Below are 25829 nucleotides of genomic sequence, written 5' to 3' on the forward strand. Positions count from 1 at the left end.
CATCAATGGGTCTCACTTTTTGCAATGTGCATTTCACCAAGCAGCCCCAACGAGTTGTCTATGTCTCGGGTGAATTGATGAAAAGCCTAAAATTATCCGGCAAGAAAAATATCCGGTTGCGTCTCGGCAAGGATGCCATCCCGGCCATGATTAAGCCCATCAAACGGGCAGGGAAGCATCTGTTCCTGGCCTCCGGTGTGAAGAGCGCGATCAAGGTGCCCAAAACGGGCGGGGTCTATCTGCGTAACCTGCAGAATGATGAGGTGCAGCTGGGTCCTCTGGTCGGCATCTTGTCTGACGGGCCAACCACATCGGCGAATCCCTTCGGTTCGCGTACTGGCTTCATCAAACAGCTGCTGCGGGAAGGCAGCAATAAATGCTATATATTTGCGTTCACACCGCGCGACATCGACTGGGGGCAGGAACAGGTTAACGGCTTTTTCCTGACGGCCAGCGGCAAGTTCGAACGTAAAATGGTCCCGCTGCCGGATGTTGTGTATAACCGTCTGCCGAGTCGCCGGGCCGAAACCTCACCTTATATCAACCAGCTCCGCGAACGGTTCGGACGGAAGAGAATTCCTTATTTTAACTGGAGCTTTTTCAATAAATCGGATATTTACCGGCTGCTGGAGAACGACGGCGCAGCCAACCGCTATGTCCCTGAAACTGTGAGTAACCCCAGCTCAGAGAAAATGCGCGATATGCTTGACCGCCATCATTTCGTCTATTACAAACCATCCGCCGGCAGTCTCGGGCACGGAATATACCGGCTTACTTACCTGCCGAAGAAGGGGTATTTCGCCCGTTACCGTAAGAACGGTAAAAATGTGCTGCTGCGCTTTACCAGCTTTGACAGCCTGATGCGCATGCTCCGCGCCCGGCATGGCCAAAACCTGCAAAACTATATCGTCCAACAGGGTATCCGCCTGATCGAGATTGACGCCTGCCCGATTGATTTCCGCTTTCATATGCATAAGAACGGCAGCAACCAGTGGGTCGTTGTCGGCATCGGAGCCAAAAAAGCTGGCCGGGGCAGTGTCACCACCCATCTTAAGAACGGTGGAGCTCTGCTTACTCCCCAGCAGGCGCTGGGCCGCGTATTCGGCGCAAGAGCCGATGAAGTGCTGCAGCGAGCCAAAGCAACTGCCGTCAAGCTGGCAGAGTCACTAGAAATTCAGCACCGGCATCTGCTCGGTGAAATCGGTTTTGACCTTGGCATTGACCAGGACGAAGATATCTGGATGTTCGAGGCTAACGCCAAACCGGGACGTTCCATCTTCCGCCATCCTTCCCTGCGCGCTGAGGGCAAAGCTTCCATCGAGCATATTCTGGAGCACTGCCTGTATCTCAGCAAATTCCGCAGGAGGGATGAACTGTGAATACCCGCTCTCCTGATCCCGGCAAACCGGTAATTGCCATATTGACAACCAGTGACAGGCTGAAGCAGTTTCGCGGTAACCGCAGTAACTTCCGCGATATCATCCGTACCGGCAAAGAAATGGGCTATCTCGTCTATGTCGTCACCGTCCGCGACCTCAAGTTTGAGGAGCGGATGGTGAACGGCTTCGTCCCTTCCGCCAGCGGGAAAATATGGTACAGCGTCCCGATGCCTCTGCCGCAGGTAATCTACAACCGGATTCCGAACCGTGAGGAGGAAGAGAAAGCTCCGGTCGCCCGTAAAATTGCCGAATGCCTGGAGCATGAAGAAATCCAGATGTATAATCCGAACTTTTTCAATAAATGGAGTCTGTTCGAATGGCTGAAGGAATCCAAGGTGACCGCAAGGCATGTGCCCAAAACAAGACGGCTGCGCAGTGCGAATACGCTGGGTGCCATGCTGAAAAACCATGACAGCCTCTACCTCAAGCCGGAGAACGGCAAGGCGGGCAAAGGAATTATGCGGTTAAAGTACCGTGCAGACATCAGCTTGCCTTACAGGCTGCAGATCCAGAGTGGCAAAAAGAACGTAACCTACAAGGCTGCTTCCATGGACCGCCTGTGGGCGCGGATCAGCAGAGAGAAAGGCATCTCGCAATATATCGTGCAGCAGGCGATCGGGCTGGCCACCCACGGCGGACGCCCCTTTGATCTGCGGGTGCTGCTGCAGAAGAACGGAAGAGGTGCCTGGTCCGTAACCGGCATCGGTGCAAGGCTGGCTGGTGCACGCAGCATTACAACGCATGTGCCGCGCGGCGGCAGTATTGAGGAGCCCGCAAGCATGCTGGAGGGAACCTTCGGCCCGGAGCGGGCAGCGTCCATTCTGAAGAATGTTCCTACCACTGCCCTCCTGATTGCCCGCCAGATCGAGCGGGCTTCGGGAGCTATGCTTGGCGAGATGTCGATGGATCTCGGCGTTGATGAGGAAGGCGGCCTCTGGTTCTTCGAAGCCAACTCCCGGCCGATGAAATTCGATGAGCCGGCCATCCGCAAGCTGTCGCTTGAACGGATCTTCCAATACAGCCAGCATCTGGCCCGGCAGAGCAAATAGAATCCTTCATAAGGAAGTGACACCCATGCAGATCTCCTCTATCTATGATACCAGTCCGGGGCAATGGAATTCGAAGCTCGCCGGGCTGCTGGAATTCCTGCGGGAATACGGGGAACAGCGGCTCACGCTTCGCGGCTGCCGCCAGCTCTGCAGACTGACACCGGACCAGCTGGCTGAACCTGGTGTCTCGCTGCTGGTTGCCACCGTCCGCGGCCAAAGCGGCCGCCAGCTGGCAGGCGTCAGCTTTGTGTCCGGCTACGGCAAGGAGGCCTGCCTGGTTGCCGTTCATCCCTTATACCGTAACCGCCATACCGGAACGGCGCTGCTGTCTGCGCAACTGCAGCGCCTGGGCCGCCTGGAATGCCAGGTGGCCTGTGACAATCCGGCAAGCCTGAAGATGTGCTTCAACAGCGGGCTTGCCGCGGTAGGCCTGACCAGTGGCCCTACCGGCAAGCCCACGCTGCTACTGCGGTCGCTGAAAGACAGCAGCAGCGCGGCAACTCTCCCACAAGAAGGTGAACTCCTGTGCCAGAACCCGTCTTAGGCATCCTCACCCTGTATCTGAACGAAGCCAAACAGCTTGAAGAGAGAAGTGTATACCGGAGGATGATTATTGAAGGCAAAAAAATTGGCCTGGATGTGTATGTTTTTACCCCTGCCGATGTCAATGCCGGCAAAGAGCTGATTCATGCCATGGTCTACGATCCGGCAAGCGGTAAATGGACGCGCAAATGGCGCTCCTTCCCCCATATGATCTATGACCGCTGCCGCATTCAGCGCAGCTCCCGCTTCGAGCAGCTCCTGCGCTTCCGTTCCCGCTATAATCACCTGACCTTTCTGAACCGTCCGCTGCGCAACAAATGGACGATCCACCAGACCTTTTCGCAGAAGAGCCGCTTCCGCCAGCATATGCCCGAGACGCTGCTCTACCAATCCTCGGCTGATCTGCAGCGGATGCTCAAAATCAGCCCGGTGGTCTATGTGAAGCCCATTAATGGTACGGGCGGACGCGGCATTTTGCGGATCGAACGGCTCAAAGAGGGGAAAAGCCTGTACGACATTCAAGGCCGCCGCCAGAACCGGCAGATTATTTCCCCGCGCAAGGTTACACTCCCGCGGCTGGAATCCATCGTCCGCCAGTGGTGCCTTAGCGGACGTTTCCTCGTCCAGCAGGGCATCCCGCTGCGCCTGCCCGGCGGACGTTTCCATGACTACCGCATGCTCGTGCAAAAGAACGGCCAGGGCGAATGGGAGCTGACTGGCATGGCCGGCCGGGTCGGCGCTGCCCGCAGTGTCACCTCGAACCTCCACGGCGGCGGCCACGCGGTCCGTGCGGAGGTCCTGCTGAAGGAATGGCTCGGCAGCGAAGAGAAAGCTTCCAAAGCGATGAAATCGGCCGAAAAGCTCGGCCTCGAAGCCGCTGCGTTTCTGGAGGAAAGCTTCGGGGCCCTCTGTGAGCTGGCGCTCGATCTCGCCATTGACCGCCAGGGCCGGATCTTTGTGCTGGAGGTCAACCCCAAGCCGGCCCGCGAGGTATTCGCCCGCACAGGCGACAGCGGCACTTACCGCAAAGCGCTGGTGCGGCCGCTGGAATATGCGATGTGGGTGTATAAGAACAAGAACACACCGAGCTCGGTCAAGACGGTTGAAGATTAGATCGTATTCCTAAACACAACAACAGCCCCTCCGCTAGTAATTGGAAGGGCTGTTGTGTCTGCTTGATAGCTCAAGAATTAGGTATGGTGGTATAAATTTGATCATTTTGAACAAATTATCCACATCATTTACCTTTGAATGGAGTGATTAGCAGATGCTTGGCCAGTGGTTTAAAAAGGTTTTTTCACAGCAAAAACAGCAGAGTCAGGACATCGAAAAATCCAAGAAAGAGCAGAATGCTCAGTCTATAAATCCCTCTTTACCCCATACCCTTCTCTTACTTAAGGATCAATTCGGCCAAAGTCCTGACTTTACCGTCCGTACCCTATCCGGGCAACCGGCGGACCCATCCGGGCTGGCGGTCTGTTACTTCGAAGGATTAATTGATCAGAAATTATTGACAAGCTTATTCGAAGGTTTAATCCATGGGGGATCTGACAACACTCAAAGCAAAACTAACCCTAATCAGATCGCTTCCCGTTTACTCGAAAGCCTGCCTTCCGGGCACATTCAAATCATCCGTACGGAAGATCAGCTCCTTACCGAAATTCTTTCCGGTAGCGCAGTAATTATTATGAATAACTGTCCATTTTCGCTAGCCGTTATGATCTCTGGAGGGGCCAGACGCAGCGTGGAAGAACCTTCATCCCAAACCGTCGTCAGGGGTCCAAAAGAAGGATTCACCGAAGATGTCACAACGAACATAGCATTAGTCCGGAGAAAAATCAGATCCCCTAAGCTTAAATTTGAAACTCACAATATCGGCCAATTAACCCATACCACTGTAGTTATAGCCTATATTCAGGATGTTGCTAACCCAGATGTTGTACAGGAATTAACTCAAAGGCTGCAGTCCATTGATACCGACAGCATACTTGAAAGCGGCTATATCGAAGAGTTCATACAAGACTCCCCCTTGTCTCCCTTCCCCATGATGATTGACACAGAACGGCCTGACACCGTCGCCGGGGGGCTCTTGGACGGGCAAGTAGCAGTACTTGTGGATGGTACACCTTTTGCTCTGATCGCACCAGTCACTTTTTTTAATTTCTTCCAGACACCCGAGGATTACTATCAGCGGTACGATATTTCAACCTTTCTGCGTTGTCTGCGGTTAGTGGCGTTCCTTGTATCTTTGCTCCTCCCCTCGTTATACATTGCCCTGACTACATTCCAGCAAGAGATGATTCCTACTACACTGCTGATCTCACTTACAGCACAAAGGGAAGGAACTCCTTTTCCCGCATTGGTAGAAACACTCCTCATGGAAATCACATTTGAAGTGATCCGTGAGGCCGGAATAAGAATGCCCCGGGTTATTGGCCCGGCGATATCCATTGTGGGTGCCCTGGTAATTGGTCAAGCAGCAGTCGAGGCTGGACTAGTCTCCGGTGCGATTGTTATCGTGGTCTCTTTTACGGCTATCTCAAATTTTGTAATTCCATATTTCAGCATGTCCTCTGCTATCCGGCTTCTCCGCTTTGCCTTAATGTTTCTGGCGGGTTTTCTTGGAATATTCGGTATTTTGGCCGGTCTGATCCCTCTTTTAGCTCATCTGCTCTCACTGAAATCCTTTGGCGTCGATTATTTAATGCCTTACGGTCCTTTTTTCAAATCAAATATGAAGGATTTAGTCATTCGGGCTCCTTGGTGGGCAATGAAAACCAGACCTAATGTGAAATCCGGCGGAAACAGAATTAGACAAGCCCCTCACCAATATCCAAAGGGGACCAGCAATCGACTGGACAATATGAAAGAGCCAGAACAATAAGAGGTGATCCAAATGCGTTGTTTAAGGTGTATTCTTCTACTACCTATTCTTGTATTACTGGGCACTGGATGCGGAAACCGTACAGAGTTAAATGAATTAGGCATCACAGCAGCTACAGGTTTTGACGGTGGAACTGGAAATTGGACAATTACCTACCAAATCATTAATCCATCCGCACTCTCCAATAGCAGCGGAGCCTCAGGCGCCGGCGGTTCACAATCTCCGGTTCATACCTTCAGCACACAAGGCAAAACAATAAGAGCAGCTGTGGCTGTAAGTAATCTGGAAAATCCGAGAAGACTTTATTTCGCCCACAACAACGTAGTGCTGATTGGTAAAAAAACTGCGGAGCAGGGAATCGATGAGATATTTGATAATTACTACCGTAATCCGGATGCACGGGAAACGGTGAGGGTGGTTATCGTCGAAGGTGAAGCACGGGATTTTTTGAAAAAGCTAAATCCGCCGGAAAAGATTCCCGGACAGGCACTTTCTGAAATCTTGCAAAAAAACACTCAATTCGTATCCTTTTACCCTTCCATTACAATGCATGAGCTGGCACTAAAAATCACTTCGGACAGCGAAGCTGCCGGGGTTCCGACATTGGCACTAAGGGGAGAAGAGGATGTAAAAATGAATTCTACAGATATTTTCAATCAAACCTCTACAAAAGGCAAAGTGAAGGTATCTGGCTTATCGGTGTTCCGGAAAACCAAAATGATAGATGTAATTCACCAGAAAGAGAGCCTAGGAATTTCCTGGCTGACCAATCAGATTGATTTGACAACATTAAGTACCCTGGATAGCCAGTCCAAACAATCGGCAATTCTTATCCGGAAAGCCAAAGTCAAGGTATCCCCTATACTAAATAAAGATAATAATTTCACTTTAATGGTAAATGCTAAAGTCAGTGGCGAGCTACTGGCAACCCTCTCTAAGGAGGACATAACATCACTGTATGGTCTGGATAAGTTACAAACCCAAGCTGAGGAGCTAATCGAAGCTCAAATGAGAGAAGGGTGGAAATATGTTCAGCGGATGAATATTGACCTTATCGGGATCGCTGACAAAATTCACAGAAAATATCCAAAAGAATGGAAAAAGATAAAAAAATCCTGGCCCGGGGAGTTAGCTAATGTGAATCTGCAAATCCATGTAGATGTAAATATTAAACGGGTAGGTCTTCTGCAAAACTCCTTTGTTGATTTACTTAAGTCTGAATAATTAATGAAGTCCAATAAGCATTAAGGGGGGAGTTACAGTTATGGGGAAACATACCTTACGCGTTTCAGAATTGGTGATATGTTTGTCCCTATTCGAGATAGGAAGTACGACTTTATTCTTTATGGGCAGTGAAGCAAAGCAGGATGCCTGGCTGGCAATGCTCATCGGGGCCTTAGCCGGTCTAATCCTGCTTATTCTTCATTTGTCCATATACAGACAGGAGCCGAATCTGGATTTGTTCCAGCTTTTCCGGAGATATACGGGGAAGTACATGGGTTCCCTTCTAAATTTCATGTTTGTAGGTTACTTCGCTTATGAGACCTCAAGAAATGTTCGCGATTTAGGAGAGGTCACTTTGCTGACCCTGCTGACCCGGACTCCATTATGGATTGTTTCCTTAATTGCTATCCTTGTGGTGGCAAATACGGTGCGTTACGGATATAAGGTGTTCTTTTTGATATGTGTAATTCTGTTCCCTGGCATGGTGGTTGGGTATGCAATAATCAGTATTTTATTTCCGGCTACCGGACTCCTTCATTTGGAGTTTTTTCTCCCGATTCTGGAAAACGGCTGGATGCCGGTGTTTAAAGCCGCTATACCGGAGATTGTATCTTTCCCCTTTGGACAAGTTGTTTTATTTCTTGTCTTTTATCCGCATGCGCGGAGAGCAAAAAATTTACCCAAAGCCGTAATAACGGTTTACCTTCTTACTGCACTAGCACTGACCTTCCTGAATCAATTAATCGTGTTGGTAATGGGTCATAAATTAGCATCATTTAGTACGCTTCCATTACTTCAATCCGTGCAATTAATTAGACTAACAGAGGTGTTTGAACGTACGGATGCTCTTTTTATCTTACTGTTTTTCCTGGGTTTAGGCATTAAAATGGCCGCGTTTTTCACTGGTGCAGTCATCGGACTCGAAAGAATCACTGGGGTTTCCTTTAAAACGTGGGTTTTCCCTATGGGTGCTGTTATCTATGGGGTTTCATTTTTATCTCCCAATTACACCCACCACATTATCGTAGGACGTGATATAACCTTGAATACATCCTCGCCCTTTTTTCAAATAGTGCTGCCGCTAGTATTATTTATCATAATGAAAATAAAACGTGCCCCGGACAATACAGCCTGAAAACACCTGCCGCTTCTCACACGACAGGTGTCAGGGTTACATTCTCTTTGCCTGAGTCAATTTCAGTTTCTTAACCAGCGGTTTGATGGATAATCCTTGTAAAGGGAATCTCCATACTTTCCACACACTTTCCCCCTATACTAACTTTGTAGTAATAATATTGGATGGGGGAAATGAACGAATGAACATGACACATTACATGTCCCTTTTGATGGACAACCAGCCATGGAATCTGATCATATTTATGGCAATCCCGGTCATTTTTGCAGAGACCATTACGGTAACCGAGTTTTTTATTCTTTTCAACAAAAATGTCAAAGGCAGCCTGCGAACTTTTAACCGGATCTGCAGCATTTTGGCCGGTCTGTACTTTACAGGAGTGTTCCTATATCTGTTCCCGACCGCTTTTGTCCCTCTGACCGTAAATGGGGAATGGCATACCTGGGTAGATGTAGTCGCTGTAGGATTCTATTTGAGCGGTGTAATCTTCCTGCTGCCTCTAGCTCTGCTGGACCTTGGCCTTATCGGACGTAAGCGTACGGAGGAAGAAAAGTTGAAACTTCACTTTATTCTTGTCAGCGGATTCCTGGTCGTTGCACACATCGCAATGATCTTCGGAATGGTTAATCCCGAGATTGTAAACAGCATGGGCGGTATGAGTGGAATGACTCATTAACAGTAAGATGCAAAAGACTCCGGAGATAATCTTCGGAGTCTTTTTTCTGTTCTTTAAATCTTGTATTACCTCCATCAATTGTGATTTTTATTTTTTTGATCTTCTATTCAGCTTGAGTACTCTCAGCACCAGGAACAGAACTACCGCGATAAGTACTACACAGATCAGCAATGTTTTCACCATATTGCCGAAATGGAGCAGGGAGTCGCTTTGGAAAGAAACAGCTGACAGGGTCATACACATCACACCTATTCCCATAAAGAAAAAGGCTATAAGCCATTCTATTTTCTTCATTTGCTGTGTCCCCCCTGGTCCGGTTGCCGCGGAAAGTGAACTTCAAATCGGGTTCCTCCACCTAGCCTGCTGGTAACCTTTATACTTCCGCCTTGCAGCTCGGCCAGCTTTTTAACGATGGACAGTCCTAATCCGGTTCCCCCGAATTGACGGGCACGGGATTTCTCCACTCTATAGAACCGTTCAAAAATATACGGCAGGTCTTCCTCGGGAATCCCTATTCCCGTATCTTCAACGCTTAGGATTACGGAGGTTCCGGAGTACTCCAGACCCGCTTGGATACTCCCCTTCTCTGTATAACGGATCGCATTCTCGAGCAAGTTCAAGACAATCTGCTCCATCCGTTTACCATCCCCGCGGACCAGTGTAACAGGGCCAGAGGATTCGAACGACAAGTTCAACCCTTTTTCCTTTGCCTTCAATTTAACTTTTTGAACAGCCTGTTCAGTCAGGTCAGAGAGGTTGAGCTCTTCTACCAGAAGGGTTATCTTCCCTTCTTCCATTTTGGCCAGATCGAACACATCATCAACCAAATGCTGCAGCCGGACCGCCTCCTGATAAATAATATCCAGGTATCGATCCTTCTCTTCCTCCGTCTCATAAAGGTGATCCTTAACCACTCTGGAGTACCCTTCCAGATAGGTGATGGGTGTCCGCAGGTCATGCGAAATGTTGGAGAACAGCTCTTGCCGGCTATCCCGGTAATGCTGAAGATCGGCCGCCAAATCATTGATGGCCTCAGCCAAGCTGCCCAGTTCATCCCTGCTTGTGATCTCAAGGCGGGTTTCCAGTTCGCCTACGGCAATTTTCCGTGTTGCCTTTTGCATTTGCAGAAGCGGACGGGACAAGACTTGCGCGATAATCCATGTAATTCCCATGGCCAGCAAGAAAGCCCCCATTCCGGATAATATCAATAAGTTCCTTACCCCGGATAAGGATTGCTCCATTTGTTCCGTAGAGGCCATTACATAAAGGGCTGAGGTAATCACACCACCTTTAGTGATCGGCTGGCCGGAAACAAAGTAACGATGACCTTCCGGGTCTTTATACATCAAGCTAACGATTTTACCGCCAAAAATCTTGTCGAGGTCCGAACTTCGGATAAACGACCGGTCGGCCGAATCATGAACACCGGAGTGCAGATTTACGGTTCCATTGCCCAGAATATTAAAGATACTGACATTCGAAAACTCCGCAAAGGTCATCATGGTCTGCTCAGAGGTGACATCGGTTGCATTCGCCATGACCGTAAAGTGTGAGGCAATCTCTTCCGTTTCTTTTCGCATTTCGGCAGTATAAAAATTCGTGAACATTTTATCGATGGCAAAACCCAGGAATAACAACACAATCAGGAATACAGTGATGATCACTGAGCCGAGTTTGATCCCAATCCGGTTATTTCTCATCCTGATGCTCAGCCGCTTGAAATTTATAGCCTACTCCCCATACGGTTTGAATCGGGTTATAACTCATTCCGGCCCGCTGCAGTTTCTCACGAATATTCTTAATATGCGTATCCACCACCCGGATTTCACCCTCATAATCATAACCCCAGACCCGTTCTACCAGCTCCTCCCGGTTGAAAGCACGCTGCTTGCTCTGGGCTAACATCATAAGAAGATCAAATTCCTTTTGGGTAAAGTCTACAGAACCCTCTTGAATGCGGACCTCCCGGGCATCCGGAAAAATGTTCAGCTCGGGGAAATCCAGCACCCTTTGAGGAGGCTGCATCCCCTGTGTGATTGTAGACCTGCGGATTAACGAATAGATTCTGGCCAATAACTCTTCAGGTTCAAAGGGCTTCGTTAAATAATCATCTGCGCCTACCCCAAGTCCATGGATTTTGTCTTTGGTTTCTGTGCGTGCCGTCAGCATCAGAATAGGGATGTTCCCGGTTTCTCTTACGGCCTTACAGACTTGCCAGCCATCCATATCAGGCATCATTACATCCAGCAATATGATATCAAAGGAGTGTTTCTGAATCATAGACAGTGCTTCATGGCCCGTTGCAGCTTCCTGAATCCGAAAACCTTCCTTCATCAGATAAATGCGCAGCAGATTCCTCATATTCCACTCATCATCTACGATTAATACCTGTAGTTTAGACATCATCCACCTGCTCCATTTTTTTATGACTTAACTGTTTCCCAGCTGGTACCCTACCTACATTGTACGGACAGAATGTGTAGAAACGATGTAACCATGGGTATACCAAAAACAGGCCGGATACCGGGGCTTGACCGGTGCCAGCCTGTTTATTTTACATCAAGAACCCGGGTTCAATCTACGATTGGCCACTAATGGCCGGCATGCGGGTTCCCGCCTGATGCGGGGGAAATTTCAAGCATATCATCGATTTCACTCTGGGCAGCAGCAGAAATTGTATCTTTGCCGCCGGTTACCCAGGCATGATTATAGGGACCTTCTGCAGGTGACTTCTGGAACTTCGGTTGGACATTCATCAAATACTCCATCACGGAATCCGGCAGTCCATCCTTTTCTGTGAAAATCAGCGGGGCATGCTTGCCCACGTGACTAAACGGAGCAGCAGCGATTGCGAGCATTGTTGAATCTGTGGTCAGAAACGAGAAGTTATGTCCCGCCGTAGTGATTCCCCAGCCAAAATCATTGCTGGTATCTTTATACTGGGCAAAAGCGATCGCATTTGCATATGGATTTTTGCCGGCAATCCGGGTTACCGTTCCATAAGCTGTTAATTCATCCTCAACTTTAGCGGATATGACCGATTCCGGACCCAGGACATAGATCGTCGCCTTTCCTTCGCGCTTATTCAGGGCTTCCACTGTAGCAGCCGGGATTTCGTCCTTCTTCACATAGAGCAATGGTTCAGGCATGTGGGCGATCCAATTTACAGCAGGCAATGTATATTCAGGACTGTCCATAGACCCGACTATTACGGCCTGTGGAAGCTCACCTGCAGCTTTTGCATAATAGGCATCAATAGCCTCTGCTATAGCTGCCGGCTCGTCCCCTTCTATCTTATCGATCTTCATATCCAAGTTGTTCAATTGCTCTTCAACGCTAGACGCTACCGGCCCTACTATAACAATCTGAATATTTTCATTCCCTTCAGCACCCAGCGGATTCAGCCGTTTAAGCTCTTCTAATGTCACAGGAGGAACACTCTCTTTGTCAAAAAAGAGAACCGGCCCGTTGCTGGGATGATGAATCAGATCCGTGCTTGCCGCCGAAATCTGCCAGTTGTTCACATCGGTCAGAACTACGCTTGAGGGCCTGTTATTATCAGTCTCTGCCGTCCAAAGTGTGCGGGAGATCAGAACGGCTGCCTGAACGGGATCAGACGTATTAATCCTTGTTGTATTTTTTGTGCCAATCCATGGTTCTGTAACCGCAGATTCCGTGGTTAAGTTGGCTGCAGCATTAGAGTTTTTATTGCCTGCCTGGCATCCGGATAAAGCCGCACTTACTATCAACACTATTGTACCCGTAATTAATATCTTCCTCATTCTTTTACCTCCAATTTGCAATATTTCAATTTTAATAACCATACTTTACCTAAAAGATGTGTGGAAATGATGAAGACAAGCGAGTTCTTTTTATGCCCCCATTGGGCTATAATTATAGTTAAATAAGCTTATGGGGTGTACAGATGAACGAAGACAGGTATGACAATGTGGATGGATTGATGGGTGCTTTCCAGCAATTCTCCCGGCTTAATTGGCAAAAAACGACAATGTTCGGTCTGAAGCCAAGTGAGATCCGGGTACTGATTACGATCCGCATGAGCAAAAAAAGAACCGGAAAGGATACGCTGACCGTCTCGGAGGTCAGCCGGCTGCTGCGTGTGACCTCTCCGACCATTACGCAAATGGTCAACAGCCTGCTCAGCCAAGGCTTCGTAGTGCGTACCAGCGACACTCAAGACCGTAGAATCAGTGTCATCCAGCTGACAGAGAAGGGCGAACTGTTCGCCGATAAAGCGGTCGCAAGGATCCGTGACACGTTCAAAGGGATGATTGATTATTTAGGCGAGGAAAAAAGTGAACAGCTGATTGAACTGCTGAACGGCGTCCATGCCTATTTTGAGCAGCTTAACGAACAGCCTGATTCCTTATAATCTGTATAAAAAAAGCACCAAAGCCTAGGCTTTGGTGCTTTTTGTTCGATTCTATTGCTGATCCGGACGGTCCGGCAGCTGCAGCAGATAGCTATTGGACAGATTCAGCAGACGCTGAACGGCCGTAAACTGTGCTTCTGTAGATCCGCCTGGCAGACTAGTGTTATCCAGCAGATTGTAGTTAGTCCCGTCTGCATAAGCATCACCTGTTACATAGATGCTCTTATCGTTAATGAAGGAGCCGGTCGGCAGGAAATGTCTGACCGGCAGCAGGTTGCTCTGCTGGTTGAAGAGATCTTCCCCAAAATGCAGCTGATTCTGTACCGGCACCCCAAGCAGATTGGCAACGGTCGGCAGGATGTCTACCTGTCCGCCGGTCTGGCCCATTACGGCAGGCAATGCGGCACCCGGCGAATGGACGATAAACGGAATGTTGAACATATCCGTGTAGCCATAGTCATGGCCGACCAGTTCATTGATCAGGTCCTTTTCACTGCTGCCCAGGGTATACATTGGCACGCCCTGGTGGTCACCGTAGAATACGACAAGACTGTCATCCCATAATCCGCTTGTCTTCAGCTCCTCCAGAAATTGCCCCATGGCATAATCCGCATAATTCTGGGCAAGGATATAATCACCAAGCAGTGTGCCATCGTAACTTTCAGGAAGCTTCATTTTGTATTTTCCCTCTGGAATCCGGTAAGGATGGTGGGCGCTCATCGAAATGACCATCGCATAAAACGGCTTCTCCCCGGCATCCATTTTGGCAAGCTGAGGCACTGTCTTCGCGAACAATACTTCGTCCGAAGATCCGAAAGCAATATGGTCATCATCCCCATAGAATGCCTGATCATAATACTTTTCAAAGCCAATTGCTTTATATAAGTCCTTGCGGTTCCAGAACTCCACACTGTTGGTATGGAACGTAGCCGTATCATAACCGTTTGCGCTCATAAGCTTCGGCAGACTCGGTACCGCTTTTTTCATATAGGCCGAAGAGGTCGCCGGTTCATTCTTAGGCACATAAAAAGATGTATTCACAACAAACTCGGCATCCGAGGTCGTACCTTGCCCTGCATTCGTATAGAAATTGTTGAAGTACGTATTTTCTTTGACCAGCTTATTCAGGTTCGGTGTAATCTCCTGCCCGTCAATGGTCAGCCCGATCAGGAAGTTCTGGAAGGATTCCATCTGCACCACAATCAGATTCTTGCCCTTGTCGGCTCCAAAATAAAGCGGCGCAGCCGGCTCTGTGATTCCTTTGGTCTCATTAACGGTCTGCTGGGTAATCTCTTTGCTGTCGATCAGTGCCTCGTCCTCTGTGGTATCGGCAAAAAGAGTATACAGCTCGTAATTGAGAATCCCCATGCTTTCCGCTTTTTTAATCTCGTTCATGCTTGCATGATTGGGCCAGATATTAAAGAGGCAGAGACCGATCGAAACGGCGGTAATGACGAGAAGCGCCGGCCGGCTCATGCGGATCGCACCTCTTTCCTTCCATTTAGCAATGTATTTCGGGCGGAACATAAAGAACAGGAAGAATACAATATCGACAAAAATGAACAAATAATAAGGCGTAATCAGCGAATACGTGCTTTCCCCCACCTTGGTGACTTTATCTGCCTGCTGCAGCGCATGGTAGGTTGCAATAACGCCGTAATACTTGTAATACATCAGCACGGCAAAATAAATAACCGTAATCAGCAGATTCGCAATCATGTAATACAATATCTTTCGTTTCGATGCCAGCCATTCGATCAGGCTGAATACGATAATGAAGAATGGAATTTCCGTAAACACCATGCTCCAGTTAGGACCGTCACTGAATACGACAAACCAGGCCACTGCACTCTTGATAAGCAGTACAAGGCTGAATAGAATAATCGGTCTATTTAACAGATTTGTAAAAGCGGATTTTTTATTCATTACTGACCCCACCCCTTACTTCCATTCTTATATGCATTGAAAAAGCTCCCGGTATTTCTCCTTCGCCAAAATTCGCTAATTTCAGAAAGGCCGTCATCTCTTTTCAGGAATAAGCAGCATCAATTGGTACCGGCACAATCCCATATTATACGCTCTATTCTGGATTTGGAGAAGATCTGATCCGGTAGCGGATCACTCTTTTTTTCAGCATGCAAATGACTACTATATCGAGGAAACCGGCAAAGATCCGCTTAATAAAAGCATTTTTGGAGCTGCCGTGTTTTCTTTTCCGGTGTGTGACGGACACTTCAATTACGGAGAATCCATTCATAATAGCCAGCGTGGGCAGATACCTGTGCATGCCGTTGTACAGGTGGAAGCTGTCTGCCACCTCCCGCCTCATCAGCTTCAGGGGCGATATAAAATCGCGGATATGCTCGCCCGTAAGCCAGTTACGGATCATGCTCCTGACCTGTGCCGGGAGCTTGTAAAGTAAAGATTTCTCGGCGTTCATCCGCTTCCCGTTCACGAAGTCCACCCTGCCGATAAACGGCATCAGCCTGAAAATATCACGAGGGTCGCTTCTCAGGTCCGCATCCATCAGGGCGATCAATTCCCCGCCGGATTGCTTAAGCCCCGCGGAGACGGCTGCCGTCTGCCCGCAATGCTTCTCAAAATGGATCACCTTTACCGCCCTGTCAGTTCTGGCCAGCTCATCAAGGATCCCGGCGCTCCGGTCTCTGCTGCCATCATCCACAAGTACAATTTCGTAGCTGTCCACCTTGTCCTTAACCGCATCCGTTATGCTCCGATGGAGCTCTAATAGATTGTCTTCTTCATTATAAACGGGAACGACGACAGACAATTTAATCAACGGCTTCACCTCTGTACCAAGTATTTATATTCAAGCTGCCGCCTGAAGGTTACAGGCAGCAAGAAAAAACGGCTTAGCCGTCCTGCACCAAAGACGGGTTCCGTTTCTGACCTCTGCCGGACATTTAACTGTACTACTGCATTAAATCACAAAATAGATAGGTAATCAACCTAATCTTATCATACAAAAAAACAGCTGGTGCAGGGATTCCTTCACCAGCCGTTTTCTTTTAGAGGGATGGCCTACTCCGTGTTATCGTACAGTCCGATCAATTCATCGAAGGCGGAGATAATAACATCAGAACCTTTCAGTTCGTCCTGCCGGCCGAAGCCGGCATAAGCGCAGCCGATCACCGTCTGTCCGTTCCCCTTGCCGGCTTCTACATCAGATGAGCGGTCGCCGACCATCCAGGCGCTGCCGACTCCATTCTCTTTCAGTAAAAGTCCCAGCAGCTCTGTCTTGGTTGCCGTCCCTTGGCCGCCAGCGCTGTACAGTCCGTCGAACAGCTCTTTCAGCTCATGTACAACCACAATGCTGTGGATATAATCCGCCAGTCCATTGCTGGCAACGAATAGCCGGACTCCCCGTTCATGAAGAGCACGGAGGGTCTCAACTACACGAGGATAAAGCAGGGTTCCGCCGGCTTCCAGCCCTTCGATCTCCAGCTGCAGCAACAGCTCATCCGCTCGCCGGTGCACAGCTTCATCAGCTTCCGGCATCACATTCTTCCATATTTGCGCAAGCAGCATGCCGAGGCTGCCCAGAATACGTTCCTCCGGTGGTGTTGGACCGGAATATAGGCCTTCCTCCCGCAGAATATCAAACATTTTATGGTATGCAGGCAATAACAGGCTTTCAGTCTGGAACAGGGTTCCATCCATATCAAATACAATTGCTTCCGGTTTCTTAAGTTTCGGCTGCTGTTCTTCATAGCTCATAAGGTGAACCATCCCTTCTAAGTTGTTCCGCTTCTTCGTTCCCCGCCTTAATGATAAAGGAAAACAGCATACATTGTCCATGAACCCGAGTTTGGCATTGCGTCACCCCAAAAGCTGTGTATGAAGCTGGGGCTCGCACGGTACAATGCCCGGATCTCCGGACCATATTCGCAAACAGGAAAGACGGCAGCCCTAAGCCCTATGCTTCGGGGATCTGCCGTCTTTGTTTTATACTGTGGCAATGAAAAAGGACCGGGTGCACACACTATAAAAGTGCTGCGCTCCTGGTCCCTGCTGTACTAAACTAACTATGAAATTTAGAACAAGAATTATACCTGGTCAAAGCTGGCGATCAATTCGTCCAATACATCCTTGCTAACCATTTTACCCTTGAAGTTAATCAGGTTCTCAGCGCTGCCGGAGAAAATGCAAGTAGGCTCATATTTTCTCAGGATGATCTTTTCTCCGTCGACGAAGATTTCAAGCGGGTCTTTTATGTCAATTCCCATTGTTCTGCGCAGCTCAATCGGAATTACGATCCGTCCCAGTTCATCCACTTTTCTAACAATACCTGTTGCTTTCATCAATATGCATCCTCCCTTGAATAAACACTTTATATAATCATTTGTGTTAAAAGCTTTCAAAGCTTCTAAATAGTAGTAATGATTACGCTATATCTGCATTTTAAAGTGCTATTTCTTCCCTGTCAAATTTATTTCTACATCTTTTGATGTATATCGACAAATTATTCGACAAAGTTTAGAGATATTTCGACAAAAAAATCACGCACTAAACTTTTTTAGGCTATTTCTATTTTTAATGGCTGTCTTTCCTTTGTATATACCTTTTTGGGAATAAAAAGTTCTGCACCACAAAAAAAACACCCTCCGCTACCTGGCTAACTTCTCCAGTTCACGAAGGGTGACGCTATACATCCGGTCCTTTAGTCCCTGACGCAATAATTATGCATGAATCTCAAATAATCTGGCTGTCTTCCCGGCAGGAATCGACACCGTCAGACTGCCCCCGCTCTTGTCCCAGCTCCACTCAGAGTTATGCTGCTTAGGGTATGCGCAACTCACCTCAGCATCCAGCCCTGCCAGCTCCGGAAGCGGAAGGGTGATTCCGCTCTCTTCACCGCCAATTCTCCAGACCGCCAGGTAACGGGTATTGCCGTGGCGCAGGCCGAAGCTGACCCATTGGCCACTGCTGTCCGGCAGACCGAGGGGCCAGAACGGCACAGCCTGCGGAATATGGGCGCGTATAGATTTGTAATAATCCAGAGCTTCCTTGACGAGCTCCCTGCGCCGCGGCTTAAGCTCGGCCAGATGCCCGCTCTGATGCACGCGGAGCAGCAGCGCGTTAACCATATTGAAGATGACCTCCTCGTCATCTCCTTCACGCAGCGGATACGACCACACCGCAGATTGTTCCGGTGTCAGCGCCAGCGGTGAACTTGCGGCAATGGCCGCATACTGCACATAGTCCTCCTGGTCACTCGTGGACTGGATGCTATGCCGGCTGAGCATTGCATAGTCCATGCGCATCCCGCCGCTGGAGCAGTTCTCGATCACGAGGTTCGGATAACGTACAAAAATGCGGTCCAGCCAGGCCAGATACGCCCGGTTATGCTGCAGCAGCCCGTCGCCGAAGCTGTCTGCGTCCGTTTCCGTACCTATACCCGCATTGATGTTATAATCCATCTTGATGTATCCGACACCATACTCTTCCACCAGGCGTGCAATTACCCCGTCGGCATGCTCAATCACCTTAGGACTGCGGTAATCCAGCTGATAACGGCTGCGGTCCTTAACCCGCTTGCCATGGCGCATAAAGAACCAGCTGTCATCGGTTTCCGCGAGCTTCGGACTGTTGATTCCCATGACTTCCAGCTCCAGCCACAGGCCGGGGATCAATCCTTTGCTCCGGATGTAATCCAGCACATATTTGATGCCTTCAGGGAAACGCTCGCTGGAAGGCTCCCACTCGCCTACGCCATCCCACCATTCGCCGGGTGCATACCAGCCGGCATCAATGCAGAAATATTCGCAGCCGACATCTGCGGCGGTATCAATTAGCGGCAGCAGCTTCTCTGTCGTCGGACTTCCCCATAGACAGTTCATATAGTCATTGAAAATAATCCGCAGCAGTTCATTGTCCTCATTCGGTCTGCGGATCATCCGGCGGTAAGCGGTCAGCTGCGCGGCAGCAACCTCAATCCCGCCTTGTACAGAACCGGCGGCTACCGGTACCGAAACGAATCCTCCGCCAGGTGCAAGCTTCAGCCACCAGTGGTTGTCATGCTCCGTCGGTCCGCTGACCAGCAGCGTCAGCTGATCATACTGGTCAGTCAGCTCCCAGTGCCAGGAGCCGTTATGCTCGATTTGCCAGAACAGGCTGCTTCCGCTCTCCTTGTTATGAAGTACAGCCATCGGCAGCAGTTCGGCCGCTGACCACGAGCCGGTGTTGCTGGCGGCAATCCGTTTGGAGCCGCGGTCGGCCAAATGCGACATCCCCAGTTCAGGCAGCCGGTAGGTCCGCCATTGCAGCTCGCTTTGCCACCCGCTGTGCGCCAGCGTCACTTCAATTTTATCCCCCCGGTCTGCCTTTCCTTCTTTGTCTACCCCGGTAAGTGCAAAAGAAGAGACATATTCCACTGCAACCTCTTCGTTCCCCTCATTCTTCAGCTCCGTCCAGGAACGCACGATCTGTACACCAGGATAGAACTGAAAATGCTGTACTGCCTTAATTCCTGTCAGCGGATCAGCCAGCGTTACCTCCAGCTTACGCCCCAGTGCATTCACCGTGTCACTGTGTCCGCTGTAGATCATCCGCAATCCGGGATACGACGCGCGGTGCGTCCGGCCGTGGTATTCGGCGCGGTCCTCACCGGACAGCTGCAGCTCCAGTAACCGGAACCCCGGTTTATTCTTATCCGCGATCACTCCTGCCTCAAGCGGTGTTGCCCCGAAATGCAGCAGCCGGACATCCTGTTCCTCTGTAATCTCAATCGTAAGATAAAGTCCGTTTTCGGTAATCTCAATCAGCCTGCTGGTCATATCCCGTATAGCCTCCTGACAAATGTTGGTGTCTCTCTATATAAGTTAAACATTAGATTATCCTAACCGGCATTGTGCGCAGACTACAGAGAATGTTTGGACTTCCGGCCACTGTTAGGTTTGGATTTCTTGAATATAACCGCTATTCGCAGTAGAAATCCAAACCTAAAGGCGGACGCATTCGCTCCTACAGTTCCAAAATTCCCTTCCGCTGCTTTTGCCTATAGTCGTTCTTTAGTTCAACTTATATAAATATAATTTTTCTTATTAATTAAGTAACTGAAAAAAGTATACACCGATACGATTCTTTGCAACTCAACTTATGAAAGCATTCGACTCATAACCTTGAGAATGCCCGCTTACGGGGGCGCATTCAATTCTGGCTTTTGAACTTGGAAATATAAATGAACTATCAACCTAAAAAAAAGGTACGGGTAACGTAGGGGAGGTTTGGAATTGGAGGAGCGTAGCGTACGCCTTTAGGTTTGGATTTTCACTGCAACCAGCAGTTTAAATCAGGAAATCCAAACCTAACAGCGGGCGGAAATCCAAACGCTCTCCGCAGTTACGACTATTACCTATACTTAATATCATACAGTTCATGCTATTTCCCATAAACAAAAGACGGCCCCGCCGGTAAAAGAATCTTACCTTCGAGACCGTCCCGGATTAAATGTTATGTTTTATTCTGCGGATCCGAATTGGATCCAGGCTTTTTGGATTTCGTCGATCGCCTGATCCTTAGTCTTGCTGCCGCCGATATAGGCCTGCATCAATTCACCGAATTTCTGGTGGAAGGTATCCAGAGAGTAGTTGACCGAGAGGTCGCCGGATTTCTCTGTTTTCAGGATTTCTTCCATTTCCTTAGGCATTTGCAGGTCAGGCATTGGAGCATCCTTAATTGGCGGAATTACTTTGGCTACAGTGGAGAACCAGCTCTTACCGTAGTCAGAAGTGTACAGCCAGTTGAAGAATTCAATCGTTTCAGCAGCGACTGCGGAATCTTTGTTGATGCGCAGCGCCTGGTCGGCACCGGTAATGATCTGCGACTGTTCAGCCTTGTCGCTGACAGGGTAGCCGGCGATGCCAAGATCGAAGTCTGGAGTAATTTTCTTAATGGCTTCTTCATCCCATGCGCCTTTACCGGTCATGAAGGCTGCTTTGCCGAGGGCAAAGTCGCTGACTTCGGCGTTGCTGTCACGTTCCAGAGGTTTGTCTGTTCCGTGTTTAACCGTTGTATCGATGAAGTTGAAGAAGTTATCGTACAGCACCGGATGATCCTTGAAGGTGGTGTCTCCGGCGATGAATTTAGCTACAAGTGATTTAGCATCCGTTCCGGCATCTGTTGCTGCTGCATCCACGAAGTGTTGGAAAATATGCTTCCATACCCACCACTCTTTGTAGGCATTGGCGAATGGAGTGATGCCTTTAGCTTCCAGCTTGGTGATTGCATCATCGAGCTCAGCCGTTGTCTTCGGAACTTCAGTGATACCGGCGTCAGCCAGCAGCTTTTTGTTGTACATCAGCACGAACAGATTGCCTTTAACCGGCAGACCCAGCACTTTACCGTCAGAGGAGCTCATATTGGAGCGGACTGCATCGGTCATTGCTGCTGCAAGCGGTTCGTTAGTCAGATCAGCACTATATTCAGCAAAGGTATCGATATCTCCGCCAGCTGTGGTCTGGAATACGTCAGGTGTGCTGCCTGCGGCAATTTTTGATTTCAATACCGTATTATAGTCAGCCTGCATAATTTCCAGGTTAATGGTTACATTCGGCTTCACTTTTTTGTATTCTGCGATGTAAGCATTGAAAGCATCCGTGTACTCAGGAGATGCGGTAAACATATTAATCGTTACAGGCTTAGACGAATCCGTAGCAGCAGCGTTATCCCCGCCGTTTGTTCCGGCCGTATTATTAGCGGCATTATTGTTGCCCCCTCCGCAGCCGGCCAGCAATCCTCCGGCGAGCAGCAGACTAGCAGATACTGCCATAAATCTTTTTAACATGGTGTTGCCCCCTTTTCCTCATACATCTTGTGGTCTTGTCCATATTCTAAATAAAAAGAAAAAGGATAAGAATGTACATAAGTGAACTTCTGAGGGTAAAAAAGTGGGCTAATGTAACCGTTTCACTTTTCTACCTCCGAGGATTGAGTCCGGAATTCAGAAGGCGAACAATCGTAATAATTGCGGAAAGCCTTGCTGAAATAGTTCTTGTCCTTATAGCCCAGCATTTCGGAAATATCCTGAATTTTGAGCGCGGGGTCGGACAGCAGATCCTTGGCTTTGTCCATTCTTACCTTTTGCACATACTCATGAATACCGCAACCGTATTTCCCCTTGAACAGCTTCATCAAGTATTCTCTGCTCAGGAAATATTTATCCGTGAACATCGATATTTTAATATTCTCAAAATAATGGTTATCGATGTATGCTTTAATATTTTCCAGCACACCCCCGCGGTTGCCGGCAAGCGATCTGCTGATTTCACCGGTGTAGACATCCAGAACCTCATTCAGCACCCCTTCAAACTGTGCAAACGAGATAAAATCGCCGCTGATGCCAAGTCCGCTGAGACCTTTATCCTTCCCGCTGCGAAGCAGTGGGGGGATCGAATCCATCTCTCCCGCGATATCGCTAAGCAGGATCAGAAATTCGCGGAGGGTCCGGTCGGCATCCCCCAGGCTGAAATGTGCCGAAGCCTGCCACTTTTGGGTGAACTCGTTCAGAATGCTTTTGGCATGTGCGCTATTACCGCTTTCCAGAATATTGCGGATCTGAGGCATCCGTCCCGTCAGGGAAGGGTTGTCCTTTGATTCCTGCAGTGCCGACGTCCCGTTCCCCGCAACGACGACATTCCCTTTCAGCTGCAGCAGATCAATGTCATCGAGTGCGGTTTTAGCGGTCTCGTAGGACCGCGCCAGCTCCAGATAATCACTGTAGGTAGCACCGATCCCGCCGGCACAGGCAATACCAAACAGCTCCTTCAGGGTCGAAGCTGCCTTCTTCAGATGATGCATGGAGTGGAAGGCTGCATCTCCTTCATAGCTGCCCTTCATCGTAAAAATAGCGATAAATTCACGCTCATACTTCGGGCTGGCAAAGCTGAACGCCTCGAAATGACCGCCGCTGTTCTCATTAATGACATTGGTTACCGCAAAATGCATCAGATCGCGGTCCTCATGGAACCGTTCTCGGCGCACCTGCTCCAGATTAAGCAGCCGCAGAACCCCTGAGGTGTAATGGTTGCCGGAAGCATCCGCGCCGATAAGCGGCAAAAAGGCTTCATTCGACTGGCTCTTGAAGCTGCGCTCAATGATGGACAAATACATTTTCTCTTTCAGCTTTGGCAGCGACATATTGAGCGTAATGTTCTTGTTAATGAATTCGCTCTGCTTCTGGCGTTTTGCTTCCAGCATGTCTACGGCCTTACGCAGCGCAGTGTTGAGATCTGTACGGTTTACCGGCTTCAGCAAATAATCCACTACTTTGGAACGGATCGCTTGCCGGGTGTATTCGAAATCATTGTAGCCGCTGATTACGATCAACAGCAGATCGGGAAATTCCCGTTCAGCAATCTGCAGCAGCTGGCTGCCGTTCAGCTCAGGCATCTTCATATCAACGAGTGCCAGATCTATTTTGTGCTCACGCAGCATCGCCAGTCCGACATTTCCGTCCGTGGCTTCCAGCACCTCGCTGACCCCTAAGTTCTTCCAGTCCCCCAGAATATTGATCGCTTCGCGCAGCGGTTCCTCATCATCAATAATCAGCACTTTATACATGTTGTCCATGACCTCCCCGCGGTAACCGCATATCCATTGTTGTACCATATTCATCACTTGAAATGACCAGACCCGCATCTTCTCCATACAGAAGCTTCAGGCGTGTGTTTAGATTTTTCAATCCGATGCTCTCATGCCCTCCATCCTCAGCGGAATCTCCGCCAAGCTCCTCCCACTGGATCTGCAGCGAGCTCAGCACCTGCTCCAGCCGCTCCGGGCTGATGCCCGGCCCGTTATCCATAACCGAAATAACACTGTAAGCCGGAGTAATATGTGCCTCAATCCGGATCGTAACGGTGCTGGATACTTTCTCAAGCGCATGCTTAATGCAGTTCTCTACCAGCGTCTGAATCGACAGCTTAGGAATCCGCAGCTCCTTCAGGCTCTCCTCCCAGTCATACACCACTTGCATCCGGTTGCCGAAACGGGCTTTCTGGAGCGCCAGATAACGCTCAATATGCCGCAGCTCCTCACTAGCCTGAACCACATCCCGGCCGCTGATGCAGTACCTGAGTGTGAGCGCCAGATTGTCGACCATCTCGACAATGTCATCATTATTGTTTTTCAGCGCCTTGGTCGAAATCGCTTGCAGGGCATTATATAAGAAATGCGGGTTAATTTCCGCCTCAAGTGCTTTGAGCACTGCGTTTTTTTCAACGATTTTCATTTTATAGCGTTCATTGATCAGCTCATTCGTCTTCTCAACCATTTTATTGAAATGCCGGGACAGGTAGGCTATCTCATCATTGCCTTCTACCCTGGCTTCGGCATCGAAGCTGCCTGTACTGAACCTTTTCATCTGCAGAGACAGATTTTTCAGCGGACTTGTGATCCGGTTGGAGATGAAGCTTACCAGAATGACCGAGGCAATCAGAAAGAGCAGCCCGATCGAATAATTGAGCTTGCGGGTTGTGGTCGCCGCTTCGTAAATCTCTTTATAGGGAATCGGCTTGATCAGCTTCCAGCCCTCTTTTTTGTTGATGTCATAAATGACAAGGTACTTCTCTTCTTCATCAGACCAGGTGAGCTGTCCGCCCTTTGCCGGGCTCAGCTGCTGCAGCAGCCCACTTGCGGCGCTTTTGGCAAAGAAATCCTCGTCATCGACCACAAACGGATCATTATCCGGGCTGACATACATCAGATGCTCCCCTTCTGCAAATGGAACGTCCTTCATAATCTCATCCGTCACGCTTGAATTGAAGTACAGTGACAATACGGCCTGCGGCTCACGGGAAGCTATAGAGCGCAGCAGCCGGTGATAACCCATGAAGCTGGTATCCGTATTAACCGGATAGTCGCCTTTTTCCACGCTATCTGTTACAAACGACTGGTACGAGCGGTTATTCGGGCTTTTCAGCGCACGCTTGTACCAGGTCAGGTTCTCGATCGGCGGATGTTCGGCGACCCGTACGGTAATATTATAGTTCTCTTTGGTAACATAATAATATTTGTGCTCCTTGATGACATAGAGGTAAATCGCCTCCAGGTCTTTGCGTGAGAAATACAGGTTCTTCAGATAATTCTCCACATACATCTTGGAGGCATAGTCCTCCGATTCATGGAGAATAGCATAGGTGATCTCATCATAGGAAATTTGCGGCAGGGATAACTGCTCTATGCCATCAAGGTAACTCTCCAGGTTCCGGCCCACCAGCAGCAGATTGTTGCTCGTGCTCGCTATGCTGCTGTTTACGGATTCCTTACGCAGCATGCCATAGGAAATGAATGTCAGTGAGGTCACCACGAGGATAATAATAATGGAGAACAGCAGGATTAGTTTGTTGGCCAGACGGCGCGAAATCCGCTCCATCATAGGCTCGAACAGCTTTTGCAGGGTTGTTTTTATGATAATCGCAGCCTCCTCCGCTTGCATTTTGTGTCCGCTTACAGTTCACCTTTTTACCC

21 protein-coding genes are annotated in these 25829 nt (G+C 49.1%); 9 read left to right on the forward strand and 12 right to left on the reverse strand.

From position 1 onward, the window contains the following. Positions 1-5: 5 nt before the first annotated feature. From L6H70_RS12580 to L6H70_RS12615, 8 genes are all read left to right on the forward strand, one after another. A complete protein-coding gene (locus L6H70_RS12580; protein ID WP_236333527.1) occupies positions 6-1379 on the forward strand; it encodes a YheC/YheD family endospore coat-associated protein in 1374 nt (457 codons plus the stop codon). Further along, complete coding sequence (locus L6H70_RS12585) at positions 1376-2488, forward strand: YheC/YheD family endospore coat-associated protein (protein WP_236333529.1); 1113 nt, start codon at positions 1376-1378, stop codon at positions 2486-2488. The genes L6H70_RS12580 and L6H70_RS12585 overlap by 4 nt, the downstream gene beginning before the upstream one ends. Before the next feature lie 25 nt (positions 2489-2513). After that, positions 2514-3032, forward strand: a complete 519-nt coding sequence (locus L6H70_RS12590) for a GNAT family N-acetyltransferase (protein WP_236333532.1) — start codon at positions 2514-2516, stop codon at positions 3030-3032. Next, on the forward strand, positions 3014-4144 hold the full coding sequence (locus L6H70_RS12595) for a YheC/YheD family endospore coat-associated protein (protein ID WP_236333534.1): 1131 nt from the start codon (positions 3014-3016) through the stop codon (positions 4142-4144). The genes L6H70_RS12590 and L6H70_RS12595 overlap by 19 nt, the downstream gene beginning before the upstream one ends. Before the next feature lie 154 nt (positions 4145-4298). After that, on the forward strand, positions 4299-5915 hold the full coding sequence (locus L6H70_RS12600) for a spore germination protein (RefSeq protein WP_236333536.1): 1617 nt from the start codon (positions 4299-4301) through the stop codon (positions 5913-5915). A 12-nt stretch (positions 5916-5927) separates the two neighbouring features. Further along, positions 5928-7139, forward strand: a complete 1212-nt coding sequence (locus tag L6H70_RS12605; RefSeq protein ID WP_236333538.1) for a Ger(x)C family spore germination protein — start codon at positions 5928-5930, stop codon at positions 7137-7139. 40 nt (positions 7140-7179) lie between these two features. Continuing rightward, positions 7180-8274 carry a GerAB/ArcD/ProY family transporter gene (locus L6H70_RS12610; protein ID WP_236333540.1) on the forward strand — a complete coding sequence of 365 codons (1095 nt, stop codon included), beginning with the start codon at positions 7180-7182 and terminating at the stop codon, positions 8272-8274. Positions 8275-8455: 181 nt separating this feature from the next. After that, on the forward strand, positions 8456-8950 hold the full coding sequence (locus L6H70_RS12615; RefSeq protein ID WP_236333542.1) for a DUF6803 family protein: 495 nt from the start codon (positions 8456-8458) through the stop codon (positions 8948-8950). A gap of 87 nt (positions 8951-9037) precedes the next feature. On the opposite strand, the gene L6H70_RS12620 is transcribed toward L6H70_RS12615, so the two are convergent. From L6H70_RS12620 to L6H70_RS12635, 4 genes are all read right to left on the reverse strand, one after another. Continuing rightward, positions 9038-9244, reverse strand: coding sequence for a hypothetical protein (locus tag L6H70_RS12620; RefSeq protein ID WP_236333544.1), 207 nt, complete (start codon positions 9242-9244; stop codon positions 9038-9040). Then, complete coding sequence (locus L6H70_RS12625) at positions 9241-10650, reverse strand: sensor histidine kinase (RefSeq protein ID WP_236333546.1); 1410 nt, start codon at positions 10648-10650, stop codon at positions 9241-9243. The genes L6H70_RS12620 and L6H70_RS12625 overlap by 4 nt, the downstream gene beginning before the upstream one ends. After that, entirely contained in the window at positions 10640-11353 is a 714-nt protein-coding gene (locus tag L6H70_RS12630; protein ID WP_236333548.1) for a response regulator transcription factor, read from the reverse strand. The genes L6H70_RS12625 and L6H70_RS12630 overlap by 11 nt, the downstream gene beginning before the upstream one ends. A gap of 188 nt (positions 11354-11541) precedes the next feature. After that, positions 11542-12732: a cell wall-binding repeat-containing protein gene (locus L6H70_RS12635; RefSeq protein ID WP_236333550.1), complete on the reverse strand. Its 1191-nt coding sequence runs from the start codon at positions 12730-12732 to the stop codon at positions 11542-11544. A 143-nt stretch (positions 12733-12875) separates the two neighbouring features. Here L6H70_RS12635 and L6H70_RS12640 point away from each other — a divergent pair, with 143 nt between their 5' ends. After that, on the forward strand, positions 12876-13343 hold the full coding sequence (locus L6H70_RS12640; RefSeq protein ID WP_236333553.1) for a MarR family winged helix-turn-helix transcriptional regulator: 468 nt from the start codon (positions 12876-12878) through the stop codon (positions 13341-13343). Positions 13344-13394: 51 nt separating this feature from the next. On the opposite strand, the gene L6H70_RS12645 is transcribed toward L6H70_RS12640, so the two are convergent. The 8 genes from L6H70_RS12645 to L6H70_RS12680 all read right to left on the reverse strand — a co-directional run bounded on the left by L6H70_RS12645 (position 13395) and on the right by L6H70_RS12680 (position 25797). Beyond that, complete coding sequence (locus tag L6H70_RS12645; RefSeq protein ID WP_236333555.1) at positions 13395-15269, reverse strand: LTA synthase family protein; 1875 nt, start codon at positions 15267-15269, stop codon at positions 13395-13397. A 154-nt stretch (positions 15270-15423) separates the two neighbouring features. Next, positions 15424-16143, reverse strand: a complete 720-nt coding sequence (locus tag L6H70_RS12650) for a glycosyltransferase family 2 protein (protein WP_236333557.1) — start codon at positions 16141-16143, stop codon at positions 15424-15426. A 242-nt stretch (positions 16144-16385) separates the two neighbouring features. Then, positions 16386-17081: an HAD family hydrolase gene (locus L6H70_RS12655; protein ID WP_236333558.1), complete on the reverse strand. Its 696-nt coding sequence runs from the start codon at positions 17079-17081 to the stop codon at positions 16386-16388. A 329-nt stretch (positions 17082-17410) separates the two neighbouring features. Further along, complete coding sequence (locus L6H70_RS12660) at positions 17411-17668, reverse strand: AbrB/MazE/SpoVT family DNA-binding domain-containing protein (protein ID WP_054939792.1); 258 nt, start codon at positions 17666-17668, stop codon at positions 17411-17413. 375 nt (positions 17669-18043) lie between these two features. Next, the gene (locus tag L6H70_RS12665) at positions 18044-20140 is read right to left on the reverse strand and encodes a glycoside hydrolase family 36 protein (RefSeq protein ID WP_236333560.1); all 2097 of its coding nucleotides are present in this window, start codon (positions 20138-20140) and stop codon (positions 18044-18046) included. 683 nt (positions 20141-20823) lie between these two features. After that, positions 20824-22149, reverse strand: coding sequence for an ABC transporter substrate-binding protein (locus L6H70_RS12670; protein WP_236333562.1), 1326 nt, complete (start codon positions 22147-22149; stop codon positions 20824-20826). Between the two features lie 122 nt (positions 22150-22271). Further along, a complete protein-coding gene (locus tag L6H70_RS12675) occupies positions 22272-23924 on the reverse strand; it encodes a response regulator (protein ID WP_236334032.1) in 1653 nt (550 codons plus the stop codon). Then, positions 23917-25797: a cache domain-containing sensor histidine kinase gene (locus L6H70_RS12680; RefSeq protein WP_236333565.1), complete on the reverse strand. Its 1881-nt coding sequence runs from the start codon at positions 25795-25797 to the stop codon at positions 23917-23919. Before L6H70_RS12680 ends, L6H70_RS12675 begins: the two co-directional genes overlap by 8 nt. Between the last annotated feature and the right edge of the window lie 32 nt (positions 25798-25829).

It is taken from the genome of Paenibacillus auburnensis (assembly GCF_927798115.1).
In the GTDB taxonomy this organism is placed as follows: Bacteria; Bacillota; Bacilli; order Paenibacillales; family Paenibacillaceae; genus Paenibacillus_AQ; species Paenibacillus_AQ auburnensis.